Genomic DNA, 23,314 nt, shown 5'->3' with positions numbered 1-23,314 from the left:
TTCAGCCGCTGCACAGGCTTCGCTATTATTTTTATAGCCACTTACCCAATATCTATGGGCGCAAACACCCATTTTTAGTCTCAAAGCAAAAAGGCCACTGAATAGTGGCCTTTTTGCTTATCGCCTTGCGGCGACGGTGGGTTTACGCAAAGTTAGCTTGCGCGAATTCCCAGTTCACCAGCTTGTCCAGGAAGGTTTCCACAAACTTAGGACGCATGTTGCGGTAGTCGATGTAGTAGGCGTGTTCCCAGACGTCCACTGTCAACAAGGCTGTGTCAGCGGTGGTCAAAGGGGTGCCCGCTGCGCCGGTGTTGACGATGTCCACAGAACCATCGGCCTTTTTGACCAACCAGGTCCAGCCAGAGCCAAAGTTGCCGACGGCAGACTTCACGAACGCTTCTTTGAATGCCGCGTAGCTGCCCCATTTTGCGGTGATGGCTGTGGCCAATGCGCCTGTAGGTTCGCCGCCGCCGTTAGGCTTCATGCAGTTCCAGAAGAAGGTGTGGTTCCAGATTTGTGCCGCATTGTTGTAGATGCCGCCGCTGGACTTTTTGATGATCTCTTCCAAAGACAAAGCTTCAAACTCAGTGCCCTTTTGCAGGTTGTTGAGGTTGACCACGTACGCGTTGTGGTGCTTTCCATGGTGAAACTCCAGGGTTTCTTTGGAATAGGCAGGGGCCAATGCGTCAATGGCGTAGGGCAATGCGGGAAGGGTGTGTTCCATGGAGTCCTCGTTGGTGGTTTACAGAAAGCTGGATTGTAGAAACTAATTGTGAAGGACGGCACGCACACCCAGGTCAACCACACCGTCGGCGAGGGTAGCCTTTACGTGTTGTCCTGGCTGAAACTGCGTCACGCTGCCCAGTGGCCCACCGACATCGTCACTCAGCCATGCGTAGCCACGCTGCAAGACCAAGGAAGGATCTAACAGCTTGAGGCGCAATGCGGCTTTGGCCACGCGCTCTTGCTCGCAAAGCAGCGCACGCTGCTGCGCTTGGGGGTAAACCTGCTGCAGGCGGTCCAACTGGCTGCGCTTAGAGTGCAGCCCAGCGGTTAAGGCGCTGCTCAAGCCGTGCTCAAGTGCGGCTAAACGCAGACGTTGCCGACTGGCTAGCTCAGACGGTCGGCCTAGGCTGCTACTCAGGCGGTCTAGCCGTTGTTCGCATTGGTCCAACTTGCGCTCCACGGCAGCTTGCAGCTTTGTTTGCAGCGCATCTACAGCAAGCAACAAACTTTGGGCTGGCAGCGCGACCAGTTCAGCGGCAGCAGTGGGCGTGGGGGCGCGCAGGTCCGCCACAAAGTCTGCAATGGTGAAGTCTGTCTCATGGCCGACGCCGGATATGACAGGGACAGGACTGGCTGCGATGGTGCGCGCCAGTGTTTCATCGTTAAACGCCCACAGGTCTTCCATCGCGCCACCGCCGCGTACCAGAAGAATGACGTCAATACAGACATGCGACGCCTCTTGCGCTGGCGCGGCCCGCGCCCCTGCCAGACCATACAAACGCTCAAGCGCAGCCACCATTTCAGACGCCGCCGAAGCACCTTGCACCGAAGCGGGCGCTATGACTACTGGGATATGCGGTACGCGCCGCTGGAGCGTGGTTACTACGTCATGCAATGCTGCCGCCCCTAAAGACGTGACCAGCCCTATGCCACGTGGTGTTGCGGGCAGTTTGCGCTTGCGCTCAGCATCAAAGAGCCCCTGCGCCTGTAGAGCAGCCTTTAGCTTAAGAAACTGCTCAAACAAAGTGCCCTGCCCCGCCTTGCGCATGGACTCCACCACCAGCTGCAGCTCACCCCGAGGTTCGTAGACGCCCAGGCGACCGCGCAGCTCAACCCGATCTCCATCACGCGGGACAAAGTCCAAGGCACTTGCAGCACGGCGGAACATGGCGCAGCGGATTTGCCCACTGTCGTCTTTGAGAGTGAAGTAACAGTGCCCGCTGGTGGCTTTGGAGAACCCACTAATTTCACCAGCGACTGCCACAGGGTTAAACCGCGCGTCAAGTGCGTCCGCTATAGCGCGGCATAAAGCTCCCACTTGCCACACACGAGGCGCAGCGGAAAACGAATCAAGATCACCCATCAAACCCCCTTCGATCAACCGATAAGACTCTTCCGCCAGTGCCCGCCCATGATGCATCGACGTTGTGTTGCCAGCCCAAGGTTGAGGTCTGCACGTGCGCCATAATCGTGGAGACTATTTTTTGCGCGGAGAGATCATTTGTTTTCCATCATACAAGCCGCTGGCTGGCCGATATGGCCCCTGATTGCAATGTCTGTCGTGGCATTGGCCATCGTTATGGAGCGCTTTATCAGCTTAAAAACCAGCAAGGTGGCGCCAGCCCACCTGCTACAAGAGGTACTGACCGTATCTCGCAACAACGTGCCCGCCCCGGACGTGGTAACCCAACTTGAAACCAACTCCGCGCTAGGCGAAGTGCTGGCAAGTGGCTTACGTGCCATCAACGCCAACCCGAAATGTTCAGAAGACGATTTACGCGCCACCATGGAGGGAGCCGGCCGTGTCGTCGCCCAGCGTCTGGAGCACTACCTGAGCGCGCTGGGCACCATCGCTTCTGCAGCGCCATTGATGGGCTTGTTCGGCACGGTGGTGGGCATGATTGAGATTTTTGGCTCACAAGCCCCCGGGGGATCTACGGGTGGCAACCCCGCCCAATTGGCACACGGTATTTCTATTGCCTTGTACAACACCGCGTTTGGGTTGGTAGTGGCCATTCCCTCCTTGATTTTTTGGCGCTACTTTCGCGGCCGAGTGGACGCTTATTTGTTGACGCTTGAATTGGCAGCGAGCCAGTTGGCACGCCACTTGAAAACACTGCGCAAATAAGCGCGCTTTGCGAGCACCGTTGACATGAATTTTCGCCCCCGCCGCCAGGAAGAGCCGGAGATCAATCTCATTCCGTTTATTGACGTGTTGTTGGTGATATTGATCTTTTTGATGCTTTCCACCACGTACAGCAAATTCACCGAAATGCAGCTGACCCTCCCCGTGGCGGACACAGAGGCACAGCGTGACTACCCCAAAGAAATGATCGTGGCAGTGGGCGCTGACGGTGCCTACAGCGTCAACAAGGTCGCGGTGGTTGGCCGGTCGGTAGAAAGCATTGCATCGGCCATGGCGGAAGGAGCCAAAGCAGGTAAAGACACGGTAGTCATCATCAGTGCCGACGCCAGCGCCAAGCACCAATCGGTCGTTACCGTGATGGAGGCGGCACGGCGCGCGGGCCTGAATCAAATTACGTTTGCAACACAGTCCACCGCACTGGCGGGCGACAAGTAGTGCAATGGCAGCCGCGTGGGTCGGCGCAGTCGAGCAAACGCTGCTGCGCGCTTGGACACGGCGCGGCGCTCTGGCATGGGGCTTGCTGCCCCTCACCGCCCTCTATGCCTTGCTATATGTGTTGCGTCGTGCTTGCTACCGCTATGGTCTAGCGAAGCCGCAGCGCGTTGATGCCGTCGTACTCGTCGTAGGCAATGTCGTCGTGGGTGGCGCAGGCAAAACTCCCACCACCATCTCCATCGTTGAACACTTGCGCGCCCGCGGCCTTGCGATTGGCGTTGTGTCGCGCGGCTATGGACGTAACAGTGACGCAGCATCCGTGGAGGTACTTGGAGATACTTCGGTTGACTTGGCGGGCGATGAGCCCTTGCTGATCAAGCGGTCAACGGGGGTACCAGTTTTTGTGGCGCGCTCGCGCCATGCCGCAGCTTGCGCCCTCTTGGCGCAGCATCCCCACACCCAGGTGATCGTCTGCGACGATGGCTTGCAACACTATGCTTTGTACCGCGACATCGAGGTCTGCGTTTTTGATGACCGAGGGTGTGGCAATGGCCTCTTGCTGCCGTCAGGGCCACTGCGCGAGCGTTGGCCGCGCAGGCCCATCAAGGCGCTGGGACAACATACTGAGAATCTGCTCGTTTTAAACACCGGTGGCGTCGCCCAAACGGGGCAGTTTGTTGCGCGGCGCAGTTTGGCGCCGTACGCCATAGACCGCAACGGAAAGCACATTCCTTTAGCGGCCTTGTATGCGCCAGGGCACGAACCCGTCATGGCGGTCGCGGGCATTGCGCGCCCGGAACGGTTTTTTGACATGTTGCGCGCACAGGGTGTGCCCCTTGACAAGACTCTGGCGCTGCCAGATCACTATGACTTTAGTAGCTGGCCACCCAATATTTACGAGGGCTACCAGCTTATTTGCACCGAAAAAGACGCACTCAAACTCTGGCAGCATGCACCCCATAGTCTGGCGGTACCCTTGCAACAGGCAGCGGAACCCGCATTTTTTGACACCTTAGATTCCCACATCGATAGCGCGCTGCGCTCGCGTAAAGACTGATGGCGGCGCTATCATCCCCACATGGACACCAGACTACTACAACTCCTCGTTTGCCCTGTCACCAAGGGGCCCCTTGAATACAACCGCGAAAAGCAAGAGTTGGTTTCACGTAGCGCCATGCTGGCCTACCCCGTGCGCGACGGAATTCCGATCTTGCTCGAAAACGAGGCCCGCACACTGAGTGACGCAGAGCTCGGCCTATAAGCACACTTTCTATGGCCTGCACTGTACTCATCCCTGCCCGCCTGGCGTCCACACGTCTGCCCAACAAACCCTTAGCGGATATCGCGGGCCAGCCTATGGTGGTGCGCGTAGCCCAACGGGTGCAATCAGGTGTGCCTGAAGGGACACGCGTGGTGGTGGCATGTGACCACATCAGCATTGCGCAAGCCTGCGCACTCCATGGGGTTGAAGCCATACTGACCCGCGAAGACCATCCTTCTGGAAGCGACCGTTTAGCCGAAGCCTGTGAACTTTTGGCTTTGCCTGACAGCGACATCGTGGTCAATGTGCAGGGTGATGAGCCATTGATTGACCCCACGTTAGTTCAGTCGGTCGCCCAGTTGCTCAGTACCCACCCACAGGCGAGTATGGGTACTGCGGCACATGCGATTGACAATGTCTCGGACTTGGCCAACCCCAATGTCGTTAAGGTGGTCTTGGATGCCCATAACGTTGCGCTTTATTTCAGCCGTGCGCCGATTGCCTGGTGGCGAGATGGTTTTGCAAACGGAATGACGGCCTTACCAAGCCCTGCGCCCCTGAGACACATTGGCATTTATGCATACCGCGTTGGCTTTTTGCGGCAGTTCCCAACGCTGACCGTAGCCCCCATTGAGACCACCGAGGCGTTGGAACAACTCCGTGCGCTATGGCATGGTCACCGCATTGCCGTACACGTGTCCCAGCATGTACCGGGCCCGGGGGTAGACACTGAGCAAGATTTGGAACGTGTGAGAGCAATTTTCTCGCAAAGCCCCCCTAGTCTGTAAGTTAGCGCGTAGGCAGCCCGTGCTATTCTCACGGGTCAATTTACAAGCACCTAGGCACCCTCGGTACCTAGGTCAATAAGGCAAGTTTTAGCTACATCCAAGGATACCCATGAGACTGATTCTGTTGGGCGCACCAGGCGCTGGAAAAGGCACGCAAGCCACCTTCATCTGCCAAAAGTACGGAATCCCCCAGATTTCGACTGGCGACATGCTACGGGCAGCAGTGAAGGCAGGTACTCCCTTAGGTTTGGAGGCCAAGGCGGTCATGGCTTCAGGCGCGTTGGTCAGTGATGGACTGATCATCAACTTGGTCAAGGAACGCTTGACGCAAGCGGACTGCGCCAATGGCTTCTTGTTTGACGGTTTCCCCCGCACGATTCCCCAAGCGGATGCCATGAAAGCGGCCGGGGTGATGCTGGACTATGTCATTGAAATTGACGTCCCGTTTGACGCCATCGTCGAACGTATGAGTGGGCGGCGCTCACATCCGGCATCAGGCCGCACGTACCACATCAAATTCAACCCTCCTGCGACCGAAGGTAAAGATGACGTCACTGGAGAGCCCTTGATTCAACGCGATGACGATCAGGAAGAAACGGTCAAGAAGCGTTTAGATGTTTACAGCGCACAGACCCGCCCACTGGTGGATTACTACTCGCAATGGGCACGCCAAGAGCCCGCCATCGCCCCCAAGTACCGCGCTATTAGCGGCGTAGGTAACGTTGATGCCATTACCGCACGTGTCATGGAAGCCCTTAGCAGCTAACACACAGTCGGCAACCGTGCACCAGAAAGGCCGCTTTATGCGGCCTTTTGCATTTGCATCAACCCATCAGTTCCAAAATGAGGGCAATGCGCGCCTTCACTGGCGACAACGCACCCGCATGTGGCAAGGCATCCGATGCGCTTGCCGCAATCACAGCACCGTTGGCACAACGCGAGCAACGGACCACGCGTATGCCTAGTTCCTGTGCCTCACGCAAGGCGCTTTCCAAATCTGCCTGAATCGTGCCATTGCCAGTGCCGGCCACCACGATCCCGCGCAATGGGTGAGCTTCTGTACTTGCGTCAGCACACAATGCTCTTACCATGGCACCGGATGCACCCGCATAGTTCATCACGACGTCTACGCGCGGCCACACATGCCCCGCCTTCGGCTCAAACTGCAGAGTAAGTCCTTGGTGGACGCCCGGCCATGGGTGCAATTGACGCACCAGACCCTCTTCCACGAAGCCCAAAGGCCCAGCCTCCCCAGAGTCAAATGCATCCAACTTGTACGTGTGCACCTTGCGCACATGGGCCGCATCATGCACGGTGCCCGCGCACACCGCCATTACGCCGTGAGCCCCCGGCGTTAGCACAAGGGCCACGGCATCCAAGAGGTTTTGAGGTCCGTCTGGCGTCATCGACGATGCGGGACGCATGGCACACGTCAGTACAACTGGCTTTTCCGAAAGGCCCACAGTAGACAAGGTGCGAGACAAGAAAAAAGCCGTTTCTTCAAGGGTGTCCGTACCGTGCGTCACCACAATGCCTACGACATCGCGGTCCGCCAAATGATCTTGTATTCGGGCATGCAAGGCCGCCCACTCAACAAACCCCATGTCCTTGCTGTCCACTTGGGCCACCTGCTCAGACACCAACACGCGTCCGTCGAGTTGGCTTTTCAAGCGAGGAACAGATGCCAGCAGCTGATCGACCGCCACTTGTGCGGCGCTATACCCCACATTGTCTGAAGCATCACTGGCCGTACCTGCAATGGTTCCCCCGGTTCCCAGAAAAACGACTTTCCCTTGTTTTTTTGCGCTCATAGCTTGTCAATCTCATAAAACTGATTAAAAATACAGTTACTGTATATTGCAACAGCTGTTAAAGATAACAGTAGTCACCTATGCAGACCTAAGGAGTCAGTATGCTTGATAGTCCCAAACTCACGGCCCGGCAGCAACAGATATTTGAACTCATCCAAACCGCCATCGCGCAAACAGGAGCCCCCCCTACCCGGGCCGAAATTGCCAGCGAGTTAGGTTTTAAGTCAGCGAATGCAGCCGAGGAGCATTTACAAGCCTTGGCCCGCAAAGGTGTCATTGAATTGGTTAGTGGCACGTCGCGCGGCATTCGCATCAAGAGCAATGCGGCTCAATCGCCGTTTGGCTCCCGCGAAAAGTACTCGATGTCGCTTCCAGGCTTCGGGCAACTCTCACTTCCATTGGTGGGCCGTGTAGCGGCTGGTTCACCCATATTGGCGCAAGAGCATGTAGACCAAAGCTACTTCGTGGAGAGCAGCTTGTTTCAACATCGCCCTGACTATTTGCTAAGAGTACGTGGCATGTCGATGCGCGACGCAGGCATTATGGACGGCGACTTGTTGGCAGTACAGGCGACCAAAGATGCGAAGAACGGGCAAATCATCGTTGCCCGCCTAGGTGATGAAGTCACTGTAAAGCGCTTTCGCCGCAACAAACACCTGATTGAGTTACACCCGGAGAACCCAGACTACCAAACCATCGTGGTAGAGCCAGGTGAGTCGTTTGAAATTGAAGGGCTCGCTGTAGGGCTGATTCGCAACACCATGCTCATGTAACTGCTGATCAAGTGCTTGTAGCTATGAACCTCGCCTTCATTACCCATACCGCGCTGGCGGCATTGACCAAGCAGTTTGGTCGCCGCTCAGCTCCCAAGCCAACCGAGCCGGTGCAAAGTATCTTCACTACAGACTTCGCAACGTCCAGAACTCTGCAACTTGGAAGCTACTCAAGCAAGTCACTTCAGAAAACGTACGGTTTGCGAGTCGCGAAACCCGTTCGCGTGTTGCGCGTTATCGAGCGCGACAGCGCGCATTTTGGTCACGGCCGTTTGGTGATGTCCGGAAGAATGGCTGACGTGTGTGCTGAGCTAGACAGATTGGTTGCGTTAGAAGCTACGGCACAGTAGATAGCCCACCATAACCTAGCACAAAGGCGCGCCGGAAGACTATTAAATACTAGCGTTTTCACGGAGTCCCAACTGGCGATAACAGCAGCCTAAGACAAGGCACAATGTGTGCTATGAATATTGTGATTCTGGATGATTATCAGGACGCTGTGCGCAAGCTCGCGTGCGCTGACAAGCTGGATGCGTACCAAGCCAAGGTGTACACCAATACCGTCAAAGGGCAAGGTCAACTCGCAGTTCGACTCAAAGATGCTGACATCATCGTTCTTATCCGTGACCGATCGCAGATCAGCAAGTTACTGATCGAAAAACTTCCCAAGCTCAAGCTTATCTCGCTGACCGGGCGAATGGGGGGCTACATTGACGTTGCTGCATGTACTGAACGAGGCATCGCAGTGGCAGAAGGGGTTGAAACATCAGGCGCAACCGCCGAACTCACATGGGCATTGGTGATGGCCGCGATGCGCAGGCTACCTCAGTACATTGGCAACCTCAAACACGGTGCTTGGCAGCAATCAGGACTTAAGTCAGGGGCAATGCCTGCCAATTTCGGTCTGGGCAGCGTACTACGAGATAAAACATTGGGGATTTGGGGCTACGGCAACGTAGGTCAGCTTGTTGCTGGCTACGGTAAGGCATTTGGCATGAAGGTATTGGTATGGGGAAGCGAGACCAGCCAAAAAAACGCCGAGCACGATGGCCATGTGGCGGCTACAAGCCGCGAAGAATTCTTTAGCCAATCTGACGTTTTGTCTTTGCACCTCAAATGCAACCCGTCAACCCGGCACATCATTACCCACGCTGATTTGGCCTTAATGAAGCCTACATCACTGCTGGTCAACACAAGCCACACCGAATTGATTGAGACAGACGCTTTGATTGGTGGCCTCAACCGCGGTCGGCCCGGTATGGCCGCTGTGGACATCTTTGAAACCGAGCCAATCTTGCAAGGGCATGCCTTGCTCAGACTAGAGAATTGCCTTTGCACTCCCCACATTGGGTATGTAGAACAAACGAGCTATGAACATATGTTCAGCGTGGCGTTTGACAATGTTGCCAACTTCATAAAGGGGACACCTTCGAACATCGTCAACCCTGGTGCTTTACAGGTGCGCAGATAAGCGAAGCGTCATTCAGGCTTGGGCGGCTCGAAGTTGATTAAGTTATCGGACTGCTCCGAAAGATCTAAATCGAGAGCCAGATCCACAGACGTCGTGGCCACAGCATGCGAAGGTGCCTCTAGAACACTAGACAGCGCGAGTGCAGGTGCTTGGGGAACAGGCCTCACACTGAAGGGCACCAAGACCGACTCAGACGGAGCCATGACCCTCTTGAGCACTGCATGAAGCATCAGCAAGTCTTTGAATGCGTCCAAAGTGACGTTGGCGCTCAAAGGCAACTGTGGATCTCGCACCAAACAGCGTTCCATATAGCCCAAAGCGTCTGGAGATGGCCAAAGCTCTGTCAGCTGCGCGCATAGCTGAGGATAGCTGTCCAAGGCAGCGCTTTCAGCGGTGAAAATTTCAAACTCAGGGACGTAACCTGTAAAGCATGCGTTGAACTTTTCACGGTATGTATCAAACGCCGGTTTACGGCTCAAGGTATGCAAAACGTTCAGCAAGTCTAGGTACACCAGCGGATCGGCTTCTTCTGCGTCCCGAATATGGCCTTCCAGGACTGCTAGCGCCTCATCGTACTGGCCCAAGGCCACGTAAAAGTCTGCTTGATGGCGAACGTCAATCAGCTCTTTCGCTTTGACCGCCCGCATACCGCTGTCTGTGCTGTGCGCGAAATCTCGTTGCCTGAAACCTTGGCTGCTTTGCGCTGGCAACGCAAACGCCGATAGCAAAGAGTCAGGGGAAGCACGGCCATCGCTTGCATCCTTCGACACATGCGCAGGCATTTCAACTCTCGCTTCTGCCAAAGACTCCAGTTTCGCCTTCGCTGAACTGGAAGCCTCTGCAGGCTTGCTCTTGGGTGCACCAGCAGCTTCATCCAAGCCCAAGATGCTGTTGTGAATGGAGCTCTCGTCAGCGAACTCCCCCCGCCACCAAGGCGATTCTGTGGTTGCGCTGGCGGCTTTGCGCCTCAATACCCAAAAGCCACCTACGGTCGCAAAGCTCAACAGAGCGATAAGTCCGTAAATGACCGGATTGGCATAGCGCTCAGACTCCGCCTTGTCCAAACGCGCTACCAAGTCAGTAATCGACTTTTGGTTATCTGTAGTCTGCTGTTGGAGCTGCTTGAGCTTAGTTTCGGTGGCTTGAGCATTCTGCGCGTCTTTAAGCACATCCTCAGGAGACGCAGTAAGCGCTTTCCAAACAATGGTGGCATCGGCACGCAGTTTTGCGTCTTCTTTTGGCTCTGAGCGCAACTCGTCACTCGACTTCAATACGGGATCGAGCTCGACCGACAGGTCCAAAGACTCTAGCTTCAGCCTGGCCTTCTGCGAAGGGATCTGCTTGCTTTGTTTATGCCCTTCTACCCTTGGGCTGGGAGTCTTCTCAGTGGCGACCAATGCCTGGCCCGACTTCCCCACTCCGCTCGGTCTTTGGCTGGCACGCAGGGCAGCTAAGCCGCCTCCTTTATTTTGCTCTTGGCCGGACTCCTTCTCGCCCCCCGCTACAGACTGTTTTTTAGAGCCCACGTCACCTGCTTGCCCTGTAGCAACGGTCACGCTTGGGGTTAGTGGCCCCCGTCCCACTGGGCTTTGTGCAGCAGGTTCGCTCGGCATATCCGCCAGCAAAACGTATTTGCGTGTCGCCTGAAGGCCACAGCCCGAACGCAGATACACCGTGACTACGGGCTCATCAATGCGCTGGCGCACAAGCACACGGACTACTGAATCGGAACCTTGTTGGGTTGCGGAGCTACTGACGGAAACGCGAGCGGGATCTACACGGTTATCTCCGTAATAGACGTCGGCGTTAAAACAAAGCGCGCTGGCATCTTCATCTGCAGCAATTTGCACGGGCACCGCTACTTCCAACTCTTGTCCCAATAACGCAGGGCCGCGAACCCGGCCCAAAGTAATCGCAGAACTTCCCGCCACCGTCAAGAGTAGCACCACACCCACACCAAAATGCTTTAAACTTAAACTAAGTTTTCGCTTCATTTATGCTGCACTTTTTTACAAACTAGCTTGATCCTACCGTGTTCAGGTCACCCCAGTCGGCGGCAATACGCGCAAACCACCCACTATTCCACTATTCAACACCAATTTGCTATGTCACTTCAATACAAAAACGTCGCGGTTGTAGGTGCAGGTGCCATGGGGCGTGGCATTGCCCAGATTGCGGCGCAAGCCGGTAGCCAGGTGTATCTATTTGATTTAGACCCGGCTGCCGTGCAAGCGGCCATCCAGCAGCTGCAAGGGCAATGGCAAAAGCTGTGCGACAAGCAACGCATCAGCCAAGAGTTGGCGCACACCTATGCAGGCCGCCTGCAAAGCGCTGCAGCGCTGCAAGACCTCGCCGACTGTGATTTGGTTGTAGAAGCGGTGGTGGAGCGTTTGGACATCAAAGCCCGGTTGTTCAAAGACCTAGAAGCCATCGTGGCGCCCACCGCCGTGTTGGCTAGCAATACGTCCTCCCTGTCTATCACTGCTATCGCCGCCGCATTGAAAACGCCGCAACGATTTGCGGGCTACCACTTCTTCAACCCTGTGCCCTTGATGAAGGTGGTCGAGGTTATTGGCGGCCTCAAGACAGATGGTGCTGTGATTGAAGGATTGCGCACCTACGCCAAGCAAATGGGGCACGCCCCAGTGATCGCCCAAGACACCCCCGGCTTCATCGTGAACCACGCGGGGCGGGGCTATGGGACCGAGGCTCTGCGCATCGTGTCCGAAGGCGTGGCAGATTTCAGCACGATTGACCGTATCTTGCGCGACCAAGCTGGCTTCAAACTTGGCCCCTTCGAACTCATGGATCTGACTGGGCTGGACGTGTCCCAGCCCGTCATGGAGTCCATCTACCACCAATACTTTGAAGAAGCGCGCTACCGCCCCAGTGTGATCTCTGCCCAGCGCCTGACAGCCGGGCTCACAGGCCGCAAGGTGGGAGAAGGCTTTTACAAATACATCGACAACCAGTCCCAAACCAGCCCGGAGCCGGCGGTACCCGTTGTGGATGAGCTACCTCCTGTATGGGTGTCACCACGCGCCACACGTAGGCTGGAGTTGCTACAGTTGCTTAAAAACTTGGGCGCCAAAATCGAAACCGGGCAGTCCCCTTCTGCCAATGCACTCACGCTAGTTGCGCCTCTGGGCTTTGATATCACCACCGTGGCAGTGGTGGAAAGGCTGGACCCAGCGCGCACGGTGGGCATTGACATGCTGCTAGACGATGCCATTACCAAGCGCCGCGTGTTGGCGACCAACCCGGCCACCCGGCTAGATATGCGCAACGCAGCGCACGCCTTGTTTGCGCGAGATGGCAAGGCGGTGAGCGTCATCCGCGACAGTGGTGGCTTCGTCACGCAACGCGTGTTGGCGCACATCGTCAACATTGCCGCCGATATTTGCCAACAGTCCATCTGCAGACCTGCCGACCTAGAAACTGCGGTCACGCTTGGGCTTGGCTACCCCATGGGGCCTTTGGCTATGGGCAATGCGTATGGCCCCACCAACATGCTGGAAATCCTGTTCAACATGCAAACGGTGTACGGCGACACCCGCTATCGCCCCAGCCCCTGGCTGCGCCGCCGCGGCGCCATTGGCCTGAGCCTCTTGCAAGAAGAAGAGTAAGCCCGCACCAAAGACGCACAAGCGACAGACTTGTGCGCAAGTAGGCGTCCCCGGGGTGACAATGGACGGATCAACCTTGATCTCCTCAGTCACCCAAAAGACAGGCCATGGACGAACCTATTCTTACTATTGACGAACGCGCAGCGATCAATGCAGGTCGCTGGTTTTCCTCACTCTCACCGTCGCTCAAGCACGACATTCTGCGATGTGCCTACGTCAAACGCTACAAAGACGGCGACCTTATTGCCGCACGCGGCGAACCGCCCGAAGAATGGATTGCCTGCGCCAAGGGCGCAGTGCGCGTGAGCTCTACCTCCATCTCCGGCAAGCAAATCACCCTGACCTATGTGGAGCCGGGAATTTGGTTTGGCGACGTATCCATTTTCGACGGCTCGCGGCGCACCCACGACGCCTATGCGCATGGCGCGAGCACAGTGCTGTGTGTGGCCATCGCGGACTTCAAAAAGATCTTGGCCACGCACGTCGAGCTGTACGAAGCCCTGCTGCGGCTGCACGCGCGGCGGATTCGCCAGCTGTACGGCTTGGTGGAAGACCTCAACACCCTGCCCTTGCGCGCACGCTTAGCCAAGCAGTTGCTGCACTTGGGTCGCAGCTATGGCGTCCCATCACTCAGCGACGACAAGGAACTGCGTATCGGACTGCAACTGGCACAAGAAGAGTTGGCTCAGTTGCTGGGTGCCTCACGCCAGCGGGTCAACCAAGAGCTCAAATCGATGGAGCGCGAAGAAGCTATTCGCATAGAGCCCGGTGGTCTGGTCATCCGCAACCGCACCGCGCTCATGCGCATCATTGAATCCGACGCCTAAGCCCTACTGCCCACACTAACCCCTAGCACCGCATGAGTAACTTCGACCATTTCATTGGCACCCAAGGCGTGAGCGACAAGCATGCGTTTGACGTCGCCGCGCTCACCCACTGGCTTCAAGTCCATTTGCCTGGGTTTGTAGGCCCGCTACAGGTGGAGATGTTCAAGGGCGGGCAATCCAACCCCACCTACAAGCTCATCACCCCCAGCAAAAGCTACGTCATGCGGGCCAAGCCCGGCCCCGTGGCCAAGCTGCTGCCCTCCGCCCATGCCATAGAGCGTGAATATGCCGTCATGCGCGGATTGCAGGGCACCGATGTGCCGGTGCCGACCATGCACTGCTTATGCGAGGACGAGTCCATCATCGGCCGCGCTTTTTATGTCATGGAGTGTTTGGACGGCCGGGTGCTGTGGGACCAATCCTTGCCGGGCATGAACCCAGCCCAGCGTGGTGACATGTACAAGGAAATGAACCGCGTGATTGCAGCCTTGCACACGGTGGACTTTACCCAGCAAGGTTTGGCCGGTTACGGCAAGCCGGGCAACTACTTCGAGCGACAGATTGCACGCTGGAGCAAACAGTACGTCGCGTCCATCACCACGCCCATCGACGAGATGGACAAGCTCATAGCCTGGCTGCCGCTGAACATCCCCACCACCGCCCGAGATGAGCGCTTGGTGAGCATCGTGCATGGTGACTACCGCTTGGACAACCTGATGTTTGACGCCGCGCAGCCCCGCGTGATTGGCGTGCTTGACTGGGAGCTGTCCACCCTGGGCCACCCCTTGGCAGACTTTAGCTACCACTGCATGGCATGGCACATTCCGCCGGGTGCCTTTCGCGGGATTGCGGGGCTGGACTTCGCGGCACTGGGTATTCCTAGCGAGGAAGACTACATCGCTCTGTATTGCGAACGCACGCAGTTGGCAACTCCCGCGCAGCTCAAGCAAGACTGGAACTTTTACATGGCCTACAACATGTTCCGCATTGCAGCCATTTTGCAAGGCATTGCCAAGCGGGTGGAAGCAGGCACTGCGTCAAGCGCACAGGCTGTGAGCTCCGCCGCCGGCGCGCTGCCGCTGGCCCGTATGGCCTGGCAGTTTGCCCAGCGGGTGTAGGCATAGCCCCGGCTCATCCGAAGCATAACGCCCACCCCCACACACTCCCGGAGACCCTATGGATTTCGACTATTCCCCCAAAACCAAAGAGCTGCAGAGCCGCTTGCAAGCCTTTATGGACGCGCACATTTACCCAGCCGAAGCGGCCTACCATGCGGAGATTGCGGCCAACACCGCAGCCGGACGGCGCTGGACGCCCCTAAAAACCATCGAGGACCTCAAGCCCAAAGCGCAAGCAGCCGGTTTGTGGAATTTGTTTTTGCCGATCGATAGCGCACAAGCCTCCGGCTATGCAGGCGCGGGGCTTACCAACCAAGAGTACGCACCGCTGGCCGAAATGATGGGCCGAGTGCTGTGGTCCAGCGAGGTGTTCAACTGCTCAGCGCCAGACACCGGCAATATGGAAACCATTGCCCGCTATGGATCCGAGGCCAACAAAGCGCGCTGGCTCAAGCCCTTGCTGGAAGGCAAGATTCGATCTGCCTTCGCCATGACAGAGCCCGACGTGGCCTCCAGCGACGCCACCAATATTGCAACCCGCATTGAGCGAGTGGGTGACGAGTACGTGATCAACGGGCGCAAATGGTGGATCTCTGGCGCCGGTGACCCACGCTGCGCGGTCTACATCACCATGGGTAAAACCGACCCCGAAGCACCACGCCACTCGCAACAAAGCATGGTGCTGGTGCCTGCAGACACCCCCGGCATTACCGTCGTGCGACCTTTGAACGTATTTGGCTACGACGACGCCCCCCATGGCCATATGGAAGTGCTGTTTGAAAACGTGCGCGTACCGGTCGACAACATGCTTCTAGGCGAAGGCCGTGGCTTTGAAATCGCCCAAGGCCGCTTAGGGCCCGGGCGCATTCACCACTGCATGCGCTTGATCGGCTTGGCTGAGCGCGCTTTGGAACTCATGTGCAAACGGGCCTCATCGCGCATAGCCTTTGGCAAACCTGTTGCTGCACAAACGGTGACCCAAGAGCGCATTGCCGAGGCACGCTGCAAGATTGACATGGCGCGGCTGCTCACCCTCAAAGCGGCTTGGATGATGGACCTGGGCGGCAACAAGCTCGCCAAAAATGAGATTGCCATGATTAAAGTAGTCGCGCCCAGCATGGCTTGCGACGTGATTGACTGGGCCATGCAAGTGCACGGCGGCGGCGGCATGTGCGACGATTTCCCCCTAGCCTACAGCTACACCGCAGCGCGCACACTGCGCTTTGCCGACGGCCCCGACGAAGTACACCGCAATGCCATTGCCAAGTTAGAACTTGGCAAGTACGCACTCAACGCCAAACCCGTGGAAATGCCCATCACGCGGGGTTGCTAACTACGTATTAAGCGGATAGAGGGTTGAGCGTGCGAACCAAGCGCCGCTCAACATTGCTATGTTTTTAGTAGCTACCCCCGCTTATTCCATGGGCGACAAACGTGTTTTCACCAAGGCGACTTGGGCAAGCCAGACCACAATTCATTGAGGTCTGCAAACTTCCATTGCGCGGGGTCTTCGCGCCCAGCGATCTTGTCCGAAGTGGTGGGCAAGGACAAGTCAATGACTTCGGGCACGACCCGCATGTTGGATTTGGTAGAGAAAAACACCTTGACCATTGGCATGGTCAGGGACTTACCCGTTTGCTCAATCACCACACCCAGACGCCCTGAATTGAGGCGCACCAAAGAGCCCACAGGATAAATACCCAAGCTCTTGACGAAGGCTTGGAATATCTTCGGATCAAAGTGCCCATGGGTCCACTCCGCCATCTTGCGAATGGACTCTGCAGGGTCCCAGCCTGCTTTGTACGGCCGGTTCGAGGTAATGGCGTCGTACACATCACACACAGCACCCATCTTGGCAAACAAACTGATCTCTTGGTCTTTCAAGCCCTTGGGGTAACCAGAGCCATCCGTTTTCTCGTGGTGGTACAGGCATACGTCCAACACCGCTGGGTCTATGTTGGGGCTCTTGCGCAACATTTTGTAGCCTTCAACCGGGTGGGACTTGATGATTTTGAACTCAGCCTCGGTCAACTTACCTGGTTTGTTCAAAACATCCATGGGCATCATGGCCTTGCCCAAGTCGTGCATGAGACCTGCAAGCCCCGCAGAACGGGTCTGCGCATCATCCAACCCTAGTTGCTTGGCAAGCGCAATCATCATGGCGCAGACCGCCACAGAGTGCATATAGGTGTAGTCGTCAGCCGTCTTGAGGCGTGCCAAACTGATGAGTGCGCCTGAGTTGCGGGCTACAGAGTCGGTAATTTCGTTGACAAGGTTTTTGGCACCCTCAGTGTCTACGGCCTTGCCTAGCCGCGCTTCCTCAAACATGGAGGTCACTGCGCGTTTGGACTGGAAGCAAATTTGGGCCGCGCGGTCCATCTCCTCGGCGGCCGACACAGGGGTCACCACGCGCTGACTCACAGCCATCACCTGTAACTCGGCCTCTACTTGGGCGTCAGACTCAGCAGCAGAAACGGCGACTTCACCATCCGGAATGTCCAAACCTTTGGAGCAATCGATCCAAACTTCCTTGATACTGCTGGAGCGAACCGCTTGGATGTCCTTAGGGTCCGTCAACACAAAGCCGCTTCGCCAAAACGGATGCTCCATCCAAGAGCCGCAAAACTCTTTGAGATGCATGCCCAAGGTGAGCTGATCCACTCGAATTTTCTTAAGCATTGTGGTCTTAGTCTACAGGTCACTCACCTGCATGCGTTATACAAACACCTATAAAAGAGGCGGCTTCCTGCAGTGTATGTTGCCTAGCTAACGCAAAAAAAACAAGCCCCAAATATCAATGCAAATGCCTGGGCTTTCTGCCGCCACTGTGCCCAGACCCGTGCCCACCACCAGGCCCACGCGGTGGTTTGCCAATCTCTAGGGAACTCACAAGCTCATCAAAGCGCTTGGCGAACAACTTGTCCACCTCTGCCACTACACCGCCCAACTCCGAACCGTCAAAGTGACGCTCCATCATGTTGATCACGTCTTGCACCAATAGGTCACGCTGTACTTGCATGATGGCCGCAGGGTTTGGGCCCACAAACAGCATCACAAAGTCATCCCGAGATTCTTCGCCTTGTGGACCTTCTTCCTCATCAAAGTCCGCGTCGTAAAAAGTAACCTCAATGGCAGCACCGGCATCGGCTATGTCATTGATGTTCATGCACACTTCGTCCAATATTTGGCGAAAATCTTCATCCCCTGCCACGGTCCAGCACATTTGCAACACATGGTCTTGCGCATCAAACTTAATGCCTGGCTCATCCTCATAATGGCTGCCCGCACCATCGGAGAGTGACTTCGCACCTGCGTATTTCCACATGGGTTTGAGCGCGTCTTGAATGTGCTCAAACTTCACGTCGGCGCGCAAAGGCACCTGTCCATGCACATGAATTTCGAAAGCGGTGTTGTAGCGGGGCATAGCAAAGGTGGAGTGGAGATGGCCAATGAACGGACGGTTTTAGAGAAGAACAGCCTCTATGGATGCCCTATATCAAAGTGCGTCTTAGAAAAAGTACTGTTGAGCTGAACGGTCATTTTTCAAAGCAAGCCCGGCAGTGGGACATTAGAAATGTTTGATTAGATTGTGCCACGTAGTCCCACCGTGTGGCACTTCCAAAGGCGAGGCTGCAAACTTCGCGCACTACACTCACGTGCACGCAACTTGCTTATTCCCCACATTTAAGGAAATATTTATGCCTTCCATCAACTTCATAGGCGGTGAAAAAGGGGGAGTCGGTAAATCGGTTGTCGCACGGGTACTCGCGCAGTACTTTATTGACAAAGGCCGCGGCTTCACAGGCTTTGATACCGATCGCTCTCACACCTCCTTTGCCCGCTTTTACGCGGACTTTGCGGCTCCAGTCGTTGTAGACAGCTACGAAGGCCTAGACTTGATCGCAGCAGTTTTTGAAGAAGAGCCAGCCACCGGCAAGTTGCCTAATGTGATTGTGGACCTTGCAGCCCAAACGGCAGCTCCATTGGCCCGCTGGGTCAAAGACTCAGATTTGGTATCCCTCATGGCCAGCATGGGTGTCACAGTTAACCTGTGGCATGTTGCCGATGCAGGCAAAGACTCCGTGGATTTACTCGACCGTTTAGTGGGCACTTACGGCGCCGGACCCAACTACATTGTGGTGAAAAACATGGGCCGTGGCAGTGATTTCTCGCAGTTGGACGCGTCGGCCGCACTCAAAAAAGCCCTTGCCCTAGGAGGGCACGTCATTGAACTGGCGCAACTGCACGAGGCCAGTATGCGCAAAATAGACCGCCAAAATGCGAGCTTTTGGGCCGCCATCACCCATAAGGGCGGCGAGGACACCTTAGGCATGCTGGAGCGTCAACGTGTCAAAACCTGGCTCAAAAACTGCTACTCCACACTTGATGCTTTGCCCCTTGGCTAAGTAGTCAGCTGTCACGGCCTTAACCTGCCGCTTGGGAGGATTGTGCGCCCCCAGGCCTAGATCTGGCACTACATGGCCTAGGTGTGGATAATTCTTACCTTTTCCAAACGACTGGCACGCGCTTTGCGTGGGTTCCCGTACCCGTACCAAGCGCATTGCACTGTCATACTGTGTGCTCGTGACTCCTTTCTCAGACCAACGCCCTAACACCACCGCGCTTTCAGACGCCGATGTAGTCTCCAGCGCGCGTGCCTGCACAGCAGCAGCGGGCCATTTTGATGAGTTGCGCGGCAGTGTGGTCGCACACGGACCGCTAGGCACTGACCAAGGCTCCCATCTAGCGACCAGTTCCGAAGTAGAGCGTACAAGCCTGACCCAGACTTGGACCCAGTTTATTGAAAACTTGGAGACTCGCAGCAGCACCGAGCTGGATCGCCGTGCCGCCAGTTTGCAACGTCAGATACGCGACAACGGTGTGACCTACAACGTTTACGCCGACGCCGAAGGGCCCCAACGGCCATGGTCACTGGGTCTGTTTCCGCTGATTCTGGAAGCCCCCGCTTGGCAGCGCATTGAAGAAGGCGTGCAGCAGCGTATGCGGCTACTAGAGGCCGTAATGGCTGATGTGTATGGCCCACAAACCTTTTTGCAACAAGGGCTACTGCCTCCCGCTTTGGTGCATGGGCACCCAGGGTACTTACGCTCCATGGCTGGCATCAAGCCTGTAGGCGGGGTGCATTTGCATGTGGCGGCATTTGACCTAGCGCGTGGCCCTGATGGCAATTGGTGGGTCCTGGGGCAGCGCTGTCAAGCGCCCAGCGGTTTGGGCTACCTCCTGGAAAACCGACTGGCGGTATCGCGCCAGTTTCCACAAGCGTTTGAGTCGCTACGGGTGCAGCGCTTGGCCAGCACGTACCGCGCATTGATGGATAGTTTGAAAGCTAGCAGCCCCGCTGGTGCGGACGCGCACATCGCATTGCTAACTCCCGGCCCCTACAACGAAACCTATTTTGAACATGCTTACTTGGCGCGTTACCTTGGCTTGAGTTTGGTAGAGGGCAGCGACCTCATCGTGCGCGACGAGCGACTGTTTCTCAAAACCTTGCGCGGCTTGGTGCCTGTGCATGGCTTACTCAAACGGGTGGACGACCAGTATCTTGATCCCCTAGAGCTCAGACCCGACTCGACCCTTGGGGTTCCGGGCTTGCTGCAGGCGGTTCGGGCGGGTAACGTCTTGGTGGCCAATGCGCCTGGCTCGGCGTTTCTGGAGTCCCCCGCCCTCTTGGGCTTTTTACCTGCATTGGCGCAGCACGCCTTGGGGGAAGACCTCGTGCTCCCTGCGCTCCCGACGTGGTGGTGCGGCGAGCGCAGCGCCATGGAAGAGGCTTTGGAGCGTTTGCCAGAGCACACCATCAAACCCACTTACCCAGGCTCTAGTATCCACACCAGCTTTGAGTCGGTTTTGGGGCCCACTTTAAAGCAAGCAGCTTTAGATGAATGGGCAGGCCGCATCGTGCGACAAAACGAGGACCATACGGTTCAAGCCTACATGCCTTTGTCCCAGATGCCAACGTGGCAATCCGGCGGCAAAGACGGGGCAGGCACCATGGTGGCGCGCTCCGCACTGTTGCGGGTGTTCGCCGTCTCCGACGGAAAAGACCCTGCGGGCCATCCGCGTTGGCGCGTTTTGCCTGGGGGCTTGGCCCGCGTTGCAGGCAGCAGCGCAGATGTAGCTTCCATGCAGCGCGGCGGCAGCAGTGCGGATGTATGGGCACTGACTGACGGAGCGGTAGACACCACGACACTCTTGCCCAGTGCCCTCACCCCCGCTGTACTAGCGCAGCGCAAGCGCTTGGTCACCAGTCGCGCGGCAGAAAACCTCTACTGGTTAGGGCGATACACCGAGCGCTCCGAGAACACAGCCCGACTCGCAAGGCTTAGCTTGGAATGCCTTGGCGGCGAAGACCAAAGCTCCAGCCCCCTGCTCCAATGGTTGTCGCAGCTTGCAGTTGCCAATGCCTTGGTACTGCCAGGCACCCCCTCTGCAACACAAGCTAGGCGGGTATTTGAGCGTACTTTGATTGCGAGCTTGGCCTCACAAGAAGGTGCCACCAGTGTGGGCTACAACGTACGGGCGCTCAAAATGGCAGCGGCAACGGTGAGAGAGCGTTTGTCTCAAGAGCACTGGAGCACCATCGTGCGTGCCGAGGAAGAGTTGTTTGCGCATTGCAAGCTTTTGAGTGCACGTAGTGATTACTCCACTGCGCAGGCCTTGCGAGTGCTTAAAGACTTGAGTGATCAACTGGCCGCCATTACCGGGGCTCAAACCGACCGAATGAACCGAGACGACGGTTGGCGACTCTTGAGCATTGGCAGGCATTTGGAGCGACTGAACTTCCTGGCGCATGCCCTAGAGTGCAGCTTTGACACGGGTGCAGTGCATACGGACGGTGGATTCGAAGCTCTCTTGAGCCTATTCGACAGCACCATTACCTTTCACGCGCAGTACCAACAAAGCCGTGACATTGCCGCTTTGGCCGACCTGCTAGTGCTTGACCGTGACAATCCACGCTCGCTGGCATGGGTTGCGCACACCTTGCGCGGCAGGCTCTCCAAGCTGGCGTTAAGCCCGGCTGGCGAACTCTCCAGCATGTCTTTGCGGGTTCCTAACCCGGATACCTGGGATTTAGCCCAACTGTGCGAGAGCCCTGAGGGTGCGGCCTCTGCTCCTGCGCTGCGGTCCGTGTTAGAGACCTTAAGGGCCAGCGCCTATAAGGTGTCGGAAGACATTAGCACCACGTACTTCACGCACTCAGGTAAAAACAAACAAAGCGTGGGCACCTGATGCAACTGCAAGTCACACATACCACGCGCTACAACTACCAACCGGCCGTAGAAACCGCCCAGCACATGGCCTATGTGCGGCCTATAGACCATGCTGGCCAAGCCTTGCTGAGCCACAGCATGGAGGTGATGCCCTTCCCGGCGCAAATGCGTTGCACTTCTGACGTGTACCGCAACACACGCTGCTTTTTCTCACTGCAAGAACCCCACAGTGTGCTGGAAGTGCAGGCTAAGAGCCTTGTGACCACCTACCCCAGCGACATTCCAAATAGCCAAGTACCTTGGGAACAACAGCGCGACAGCATGCGCTTCCAGGCCCATGCGCCGTATGAACCGGCATCTGAATTTGTTTTTGCATCCCCTTTTGTGCCCCGTCTCCAAGAGTTTGCCGCCTACGCACGCCCCAGCTTCACGCCGGGTGCCAGCGTCCTAGAGGTGGCGGTGAGTGTGATGGAACGCATTTACAAGGACTTCACTTACGAGAGCCTCAGCACCCAAATCAACACCCCGGCCCTGCAAGCACTGGAACAACGCAAGGGAGTGTGCCAAGACTTCGCCCACATCATGCTGGCCTGCTTGCGCACCATGGGGCTGCCAGCGCGCTACGTCAGTGGTTACCTGCTGACCCGGCCCGCGCCCGGCACAGTAAAGCTCGTCGGCAGTGACGCATCGCATGCATGGGTGAGTGTGTACGTAGCCGACCTGCCCGAGGGTGCGCGCTGGGTAGACCTAGACCCTACCAACAACCGCTGGGGCTGGTACGCACCTGGCGTGGACTATGTCACCCTCGCGGTCGGACGCGACTTCGGTGACGTATCACCGCTGCGCGGCGTCATCCACGGCGGTGCAAGCCACACCCTTGAAGTTGGCGTTACGGTCGAAGAATTCACGCCAACGCCTGCCCAACTCCCAGCCTTGACGCCATTCGCTCCTATGCAGCCACTACAGAAGACAAGTCAGAGCCAAAGCCAAAGCCGGGAATAGGCACTATATTTTTCATAGCATCCCACGCAATCTCCGAGGGCGCAGGAGACACATTGGACTGATGAGTCGCAACCGGACTCTAACGCTGTGTAAGCCTT

The 23,314-nt window shown here is 56.7% G+C and carries 22 protein-coding genes; 16 read left to right on the top strand and 6 right to left on the bottom strand.

From position 1 onward, the window contains the following. Window positions 1-142 precede the first annotated feature (142 nt). Window positions 143-724 carry a superoxide dismutase gene (locus tag EXZ61_RS07650; protein WP_142810599.1) on the bottom strand — a complete coding sequence of 194 codons (582 nt, stop codon included), beginning with the start codon at window positions 722-724 and terminating at the stop codon, window positions 143-145. A 42-nt stretch (window positions 725-766) separates the two neighbouring features. Then, window positions 767-2,089: an exodeoxyribonuclease VII large subunit gene (gene xseA, locus EXZ61_RS07645; protein WP_142810597.1), complete on the bottom strand. Its 1,323-nt coding sequence runs from the start codon at window positions 2,087-2,089 to the stop codon at window positions 767-769. Between the two features lie 138 nt (window positions 2,090-2,227). On the opposite strand from xseA, the gene EXZ61_RS07640 reads away from it, so the two are divergent. The 6 genes from EXZ61_RS07640 to adk all read left to right on the top strand — a co-directional run bounded on the left by EXZ61_RS07640 (window position 2,228) and on the right by adk (window position 6,122). After that, entirely contained in the window at window positions 2,228-2,854 is a 627-nt protein-coding gene (locus EXZ61_RS07640) for a MotA/TolQ/ExbB proton channel family protein (protein ID WP_142810595.1), read from the top strand. A 24-nt stretch (window positions 2,855-2,878) separates the two neighbouring features. Next, on the top strand, window positions 2,879-3,307 hold the full coding sequence (locus EXZ61_RS07635) for an ExbD/TolR family protein (protein WP_142810593.1): 429 nt from the start codon (window positions 2,879-2,881) through the stop codon (window positions 3,305-3,307). Between the two features lie 4 nt (window positions 3,308-3,311). Further along, complete coding sequence (gene lpxK, locus EXZ61_RS07630; RefSeq protein ID WP_142810591.1) at window positions 3,312-4,364, top strand: tetraacyldisaccharide 4'-kinase; 1,053 nt, start codon at window positions 3,312-3,314, stop codon at window positions 4,362-4,364. A gap of 21 nt (window positions 4,365-4,385) precedes the next feature. Beyond that, a complete protein-coding gene (locus EXZ61_RS07625) occupies window positions 4,386-4,568 on the top strand; it encodes a Trm112 family protein (protein ID WP_142810589.1) in 183 nt (60 codons plus the stop codon). A gap of 11 nt (window positions 4,569-4,579) precedes the next feature. Then, entirely contained in the window at window positions 4,580-5,356 is a 777-nt protein-coding gene (gene kdsB, locus EXZ61_RS07620; RefSeq protein ID WP_142810587.1) for a 3-deoxy-manno-octulosonate cytidylyltransferase, read from the top strand. Between the two features lie 109 nt (window positions 5,357-5,465). Beyond that, window positions 5,466-6,122, top strand: coding sequence for an adenylate kinase (gene adk, locus EXZ61_RS07615; RefSeq protein WP_142810585.1), 657 nt, complete (start codon window positions 5,466-5,468; stop codon window positions 6,120-6,122). Window positions 6,123-6,180: 58 nt separating this feature from the next. Here adk and EXZ61_RS07610 read toward each other — a convergent pair whose 3' ends face one another. Further along, window positions 6,181-7,167 (bottom strand): asparaginase, encoded by a 987-nt coding sequence (locus EXZ61_RS07610; protein WP_142810583.1) that lies wholly within the window; start codon window positions 7,165-7,167, stop codon window positions 6,181-6,183. A gap of 101 nt (window positions 7,168-7,268) precedes the next feature. Here EXZ61_RS07610 and lexA point away from each other — a divergent pair, with 101 nt between their 5' ends. The 3 genes from lexA to EXZ61_RS07595 all read left to right on the top strand — a co-directional run bounded on the left by lexA (window position 7,269) and on the right by EXZ61_RS07595 (window position 9,411). Next, the gene (lexA, locus tag EXZ61_RS07605; RefSeq protein WP_142810581.1) at window positions 7,269-7,940 is read left to right on the top strand and encodes a transcriptional repressor LexA; all 672 of its coding nucleotides are present in this window, start codon (window positions 7,269-7,271) and stop codon (window positions 7,938-7,940) included. Window positions 7,941-7,963: 23 nt separating this feature from the next. Then, window positions 7,964-8,290 (top strand): hypothetical protein, encoded by a 327-nt coding sequence (locus EXZ61_RS07600; RefSeq protein ID WP_142810579.1) that lies wholly within the window; start codon window positions 7,964-7,966, stop codon window positions 8,288-8,290. A 113-nt stretch (window positions 8,291-8,403) separates the two neighbouring features. Continuing rightward, the gene (locus EXZ61_RS07595) at window positions 8,404-9,411 is read left to right on the top strand and encodes a D-2-hydroxyacid dehydrogenase family protein (protein ID WP_142810577.1); all 1,008 of its coding nucleotides are present in this window, start codon (window positions 8,404-8,406) and stop codon (window positions 9,409-9,411) included. 8 nt (window positions 9,412-9,419) lie between these two features. Here EXZ61_RS07595 and EXZ61_RS07590 read toward each other — a convergent pair whose 3' ends face one another. Further along, on the bottom strand, window positions 9,420-11,405 hold the full coding sequence (locus tag EXZ61_RS07590) for a hypothetical protein (RefSeq protein WP_142810575.1): 1,986 nt from the start codon (window positions 11,403-11,405) through the stop codon (window positions 9,420-9,422). 111 nt (window positions 11,406-11,516) lie between these two features. Here EXZ61_RS07590 and EXZ61_RS07585 point away from each other — a divergent pair, with 111 nt between their 5' ends. The 4 genes from EXZ61_RS07585 to EXZ61_RS07570 all read left to right on the top strand — a co-directional run bounded on the left by EXZ61_RS07585 (window position 11,517) and on the right by EXZ61_RS07570 (window position 16,315). Continuing rightward, on the top strand, window positions 11,517-13,037 hold the full coding sequence (locus EXZ61_RS07585) for a 3-hydroxyacyl-CoA dehydrogenase (protein ID WP_142810573.1): 1,521 nt from the start codon (window positions 11,517-11,519) through the stop codon (window positions 13,035-13,037). A gap of 107 nt (window positions 13,038-13,144) precedes the next feature. Beyond that, entirely contained in the window at window positions 13,145-13,864 is a 720-nt protein-coding gene (locus EXZ61_RS07580; protein WP_142810571.1) for a Crp/Fnr family transcriptional regulator, read from the top strand. 32 nt (window positions 13,865-13,896) lie between these two features. Beyond that, the gene (locus tag EXZ61_RS07575) at window positions 13,897-14,982 is read left to right on the top strand and encodes a phosphotransferase family protein (RefSeq protein ID WP_142810569.1); all 1,086 of its coding nucleotides are present in this window, start codon (window positions 13,897-13,899) and stop codon (window positions 14,980-14,982) included. 58 nt (window positions 14,983-15,040) lie between these two features. Next, window positions 15,041-16,315: an acyl-CoA dehydrogenase family protein gene (locus EXZ61_RS07570; RefSeq protein WP_142810567.1), complete on the top strand. Its 1,275-nt coding sequence runs from the start codon at window positions 15,041-15,043 to the stop codon at window positions 16,313-16,315. A gap of 107 nt (window positions 16,316-16,422) precedes the next feature. On the opposite strand, the gene EXZ61_RS07565 is transcribed toward EXZ61_RS07570, so the two are convergent. Together EXZ61_RS07565 and EXZ61_RS07560 are read right to left on the bottom strand one after the other, a co-directional pair. After that, window positions 16,423-17,661: an HD-GYP domain-containing protein gene (locus EXZ61_RS07565; protein ID WP_142810566.1), complete on the bottom strand. Its 1,239-nt coding sequence runs from the start codon at window positions 17,659-17,661 to the stop codon at window positions 16,423-16,425. A gap of 115 nt (window positions 17,662-17,776) precedes the next feature. Further along, window positions 17,777-18,406, bottom strand: a complete 630-nt coding sequence (locus EXZ61_RS07560) for a DUF6806 family protein (RefSeq protein WP_142810564.1) — start codon at window positions 18,404-18,406, stop codon at window positions 17,777-17,779. Between the two features lie 274 nt (window positions 18,407-18,680). Here EXZ61_RS07560 and EXZ61_RS07555 point away from each other — a divergent pair, with 274 nt between their 5' ends. From EXZ61_RS07555 to EXZ61_RS07545, 3 genes are all read left to right on the top strand, one after another. Beyond that, on the top strand, window positions 18,681-19,388 hold the full coding sequence (locus tag EXZ61_RS07555; RefSeq protein ID WP_142810562.1) for a P-loop NTPase family protein: 708 nt from the start codon (window positions 18,681-18,683) through the stop codon (window positions 19,386-19,388). A gap of 178 nt (window positions 19,389-19,566) precedes the next feature. Further along, on the top strand, window positions 19,567-22,233 hold the full coding sequence (locus tag EXZ61_RS07550) for a circularly permuted type 2 ATP-grasp protein (RefSeq protein WP_142810560.1): 2,667 nt from the start codon (window positions 19,567-19,569) through the stop codon (window positions 22,231-22,233). After that, window positions 22,233-23,216: a transglutaminase family protein gene (locus EXZ61_RS07545; protein WP_142810558.1), complete on the top strand. Its 984-nt coding sequence runs from the start codon at window positions 22,233-22,235 to the stop codon at window positions 23,214-23,216. Before EXZ61_RS07550 ends, EXZ61_RS07545 begins: the two co-directional genes overlap by 1 nt. Window positions 23,217-23,314: the final 98 nt, after the last annotated feature.

It is taken from the genome of Rhodoferax aquaticus (genome assembly GCF_006974105.1).
GTDB classification, from domain to species: domain Bacteria; phylum Pseudomonadota; class Gammaproteobacteria; order Burkholderiales; family Burkholderiaceae_C; genus Allorhodoferax; species Allorhodoferax aquaticus_A.
Note: the sequence above shows the minus strand (reverse complement) of the source record. Positions and strands in the feature narration are given on the sequence as shown.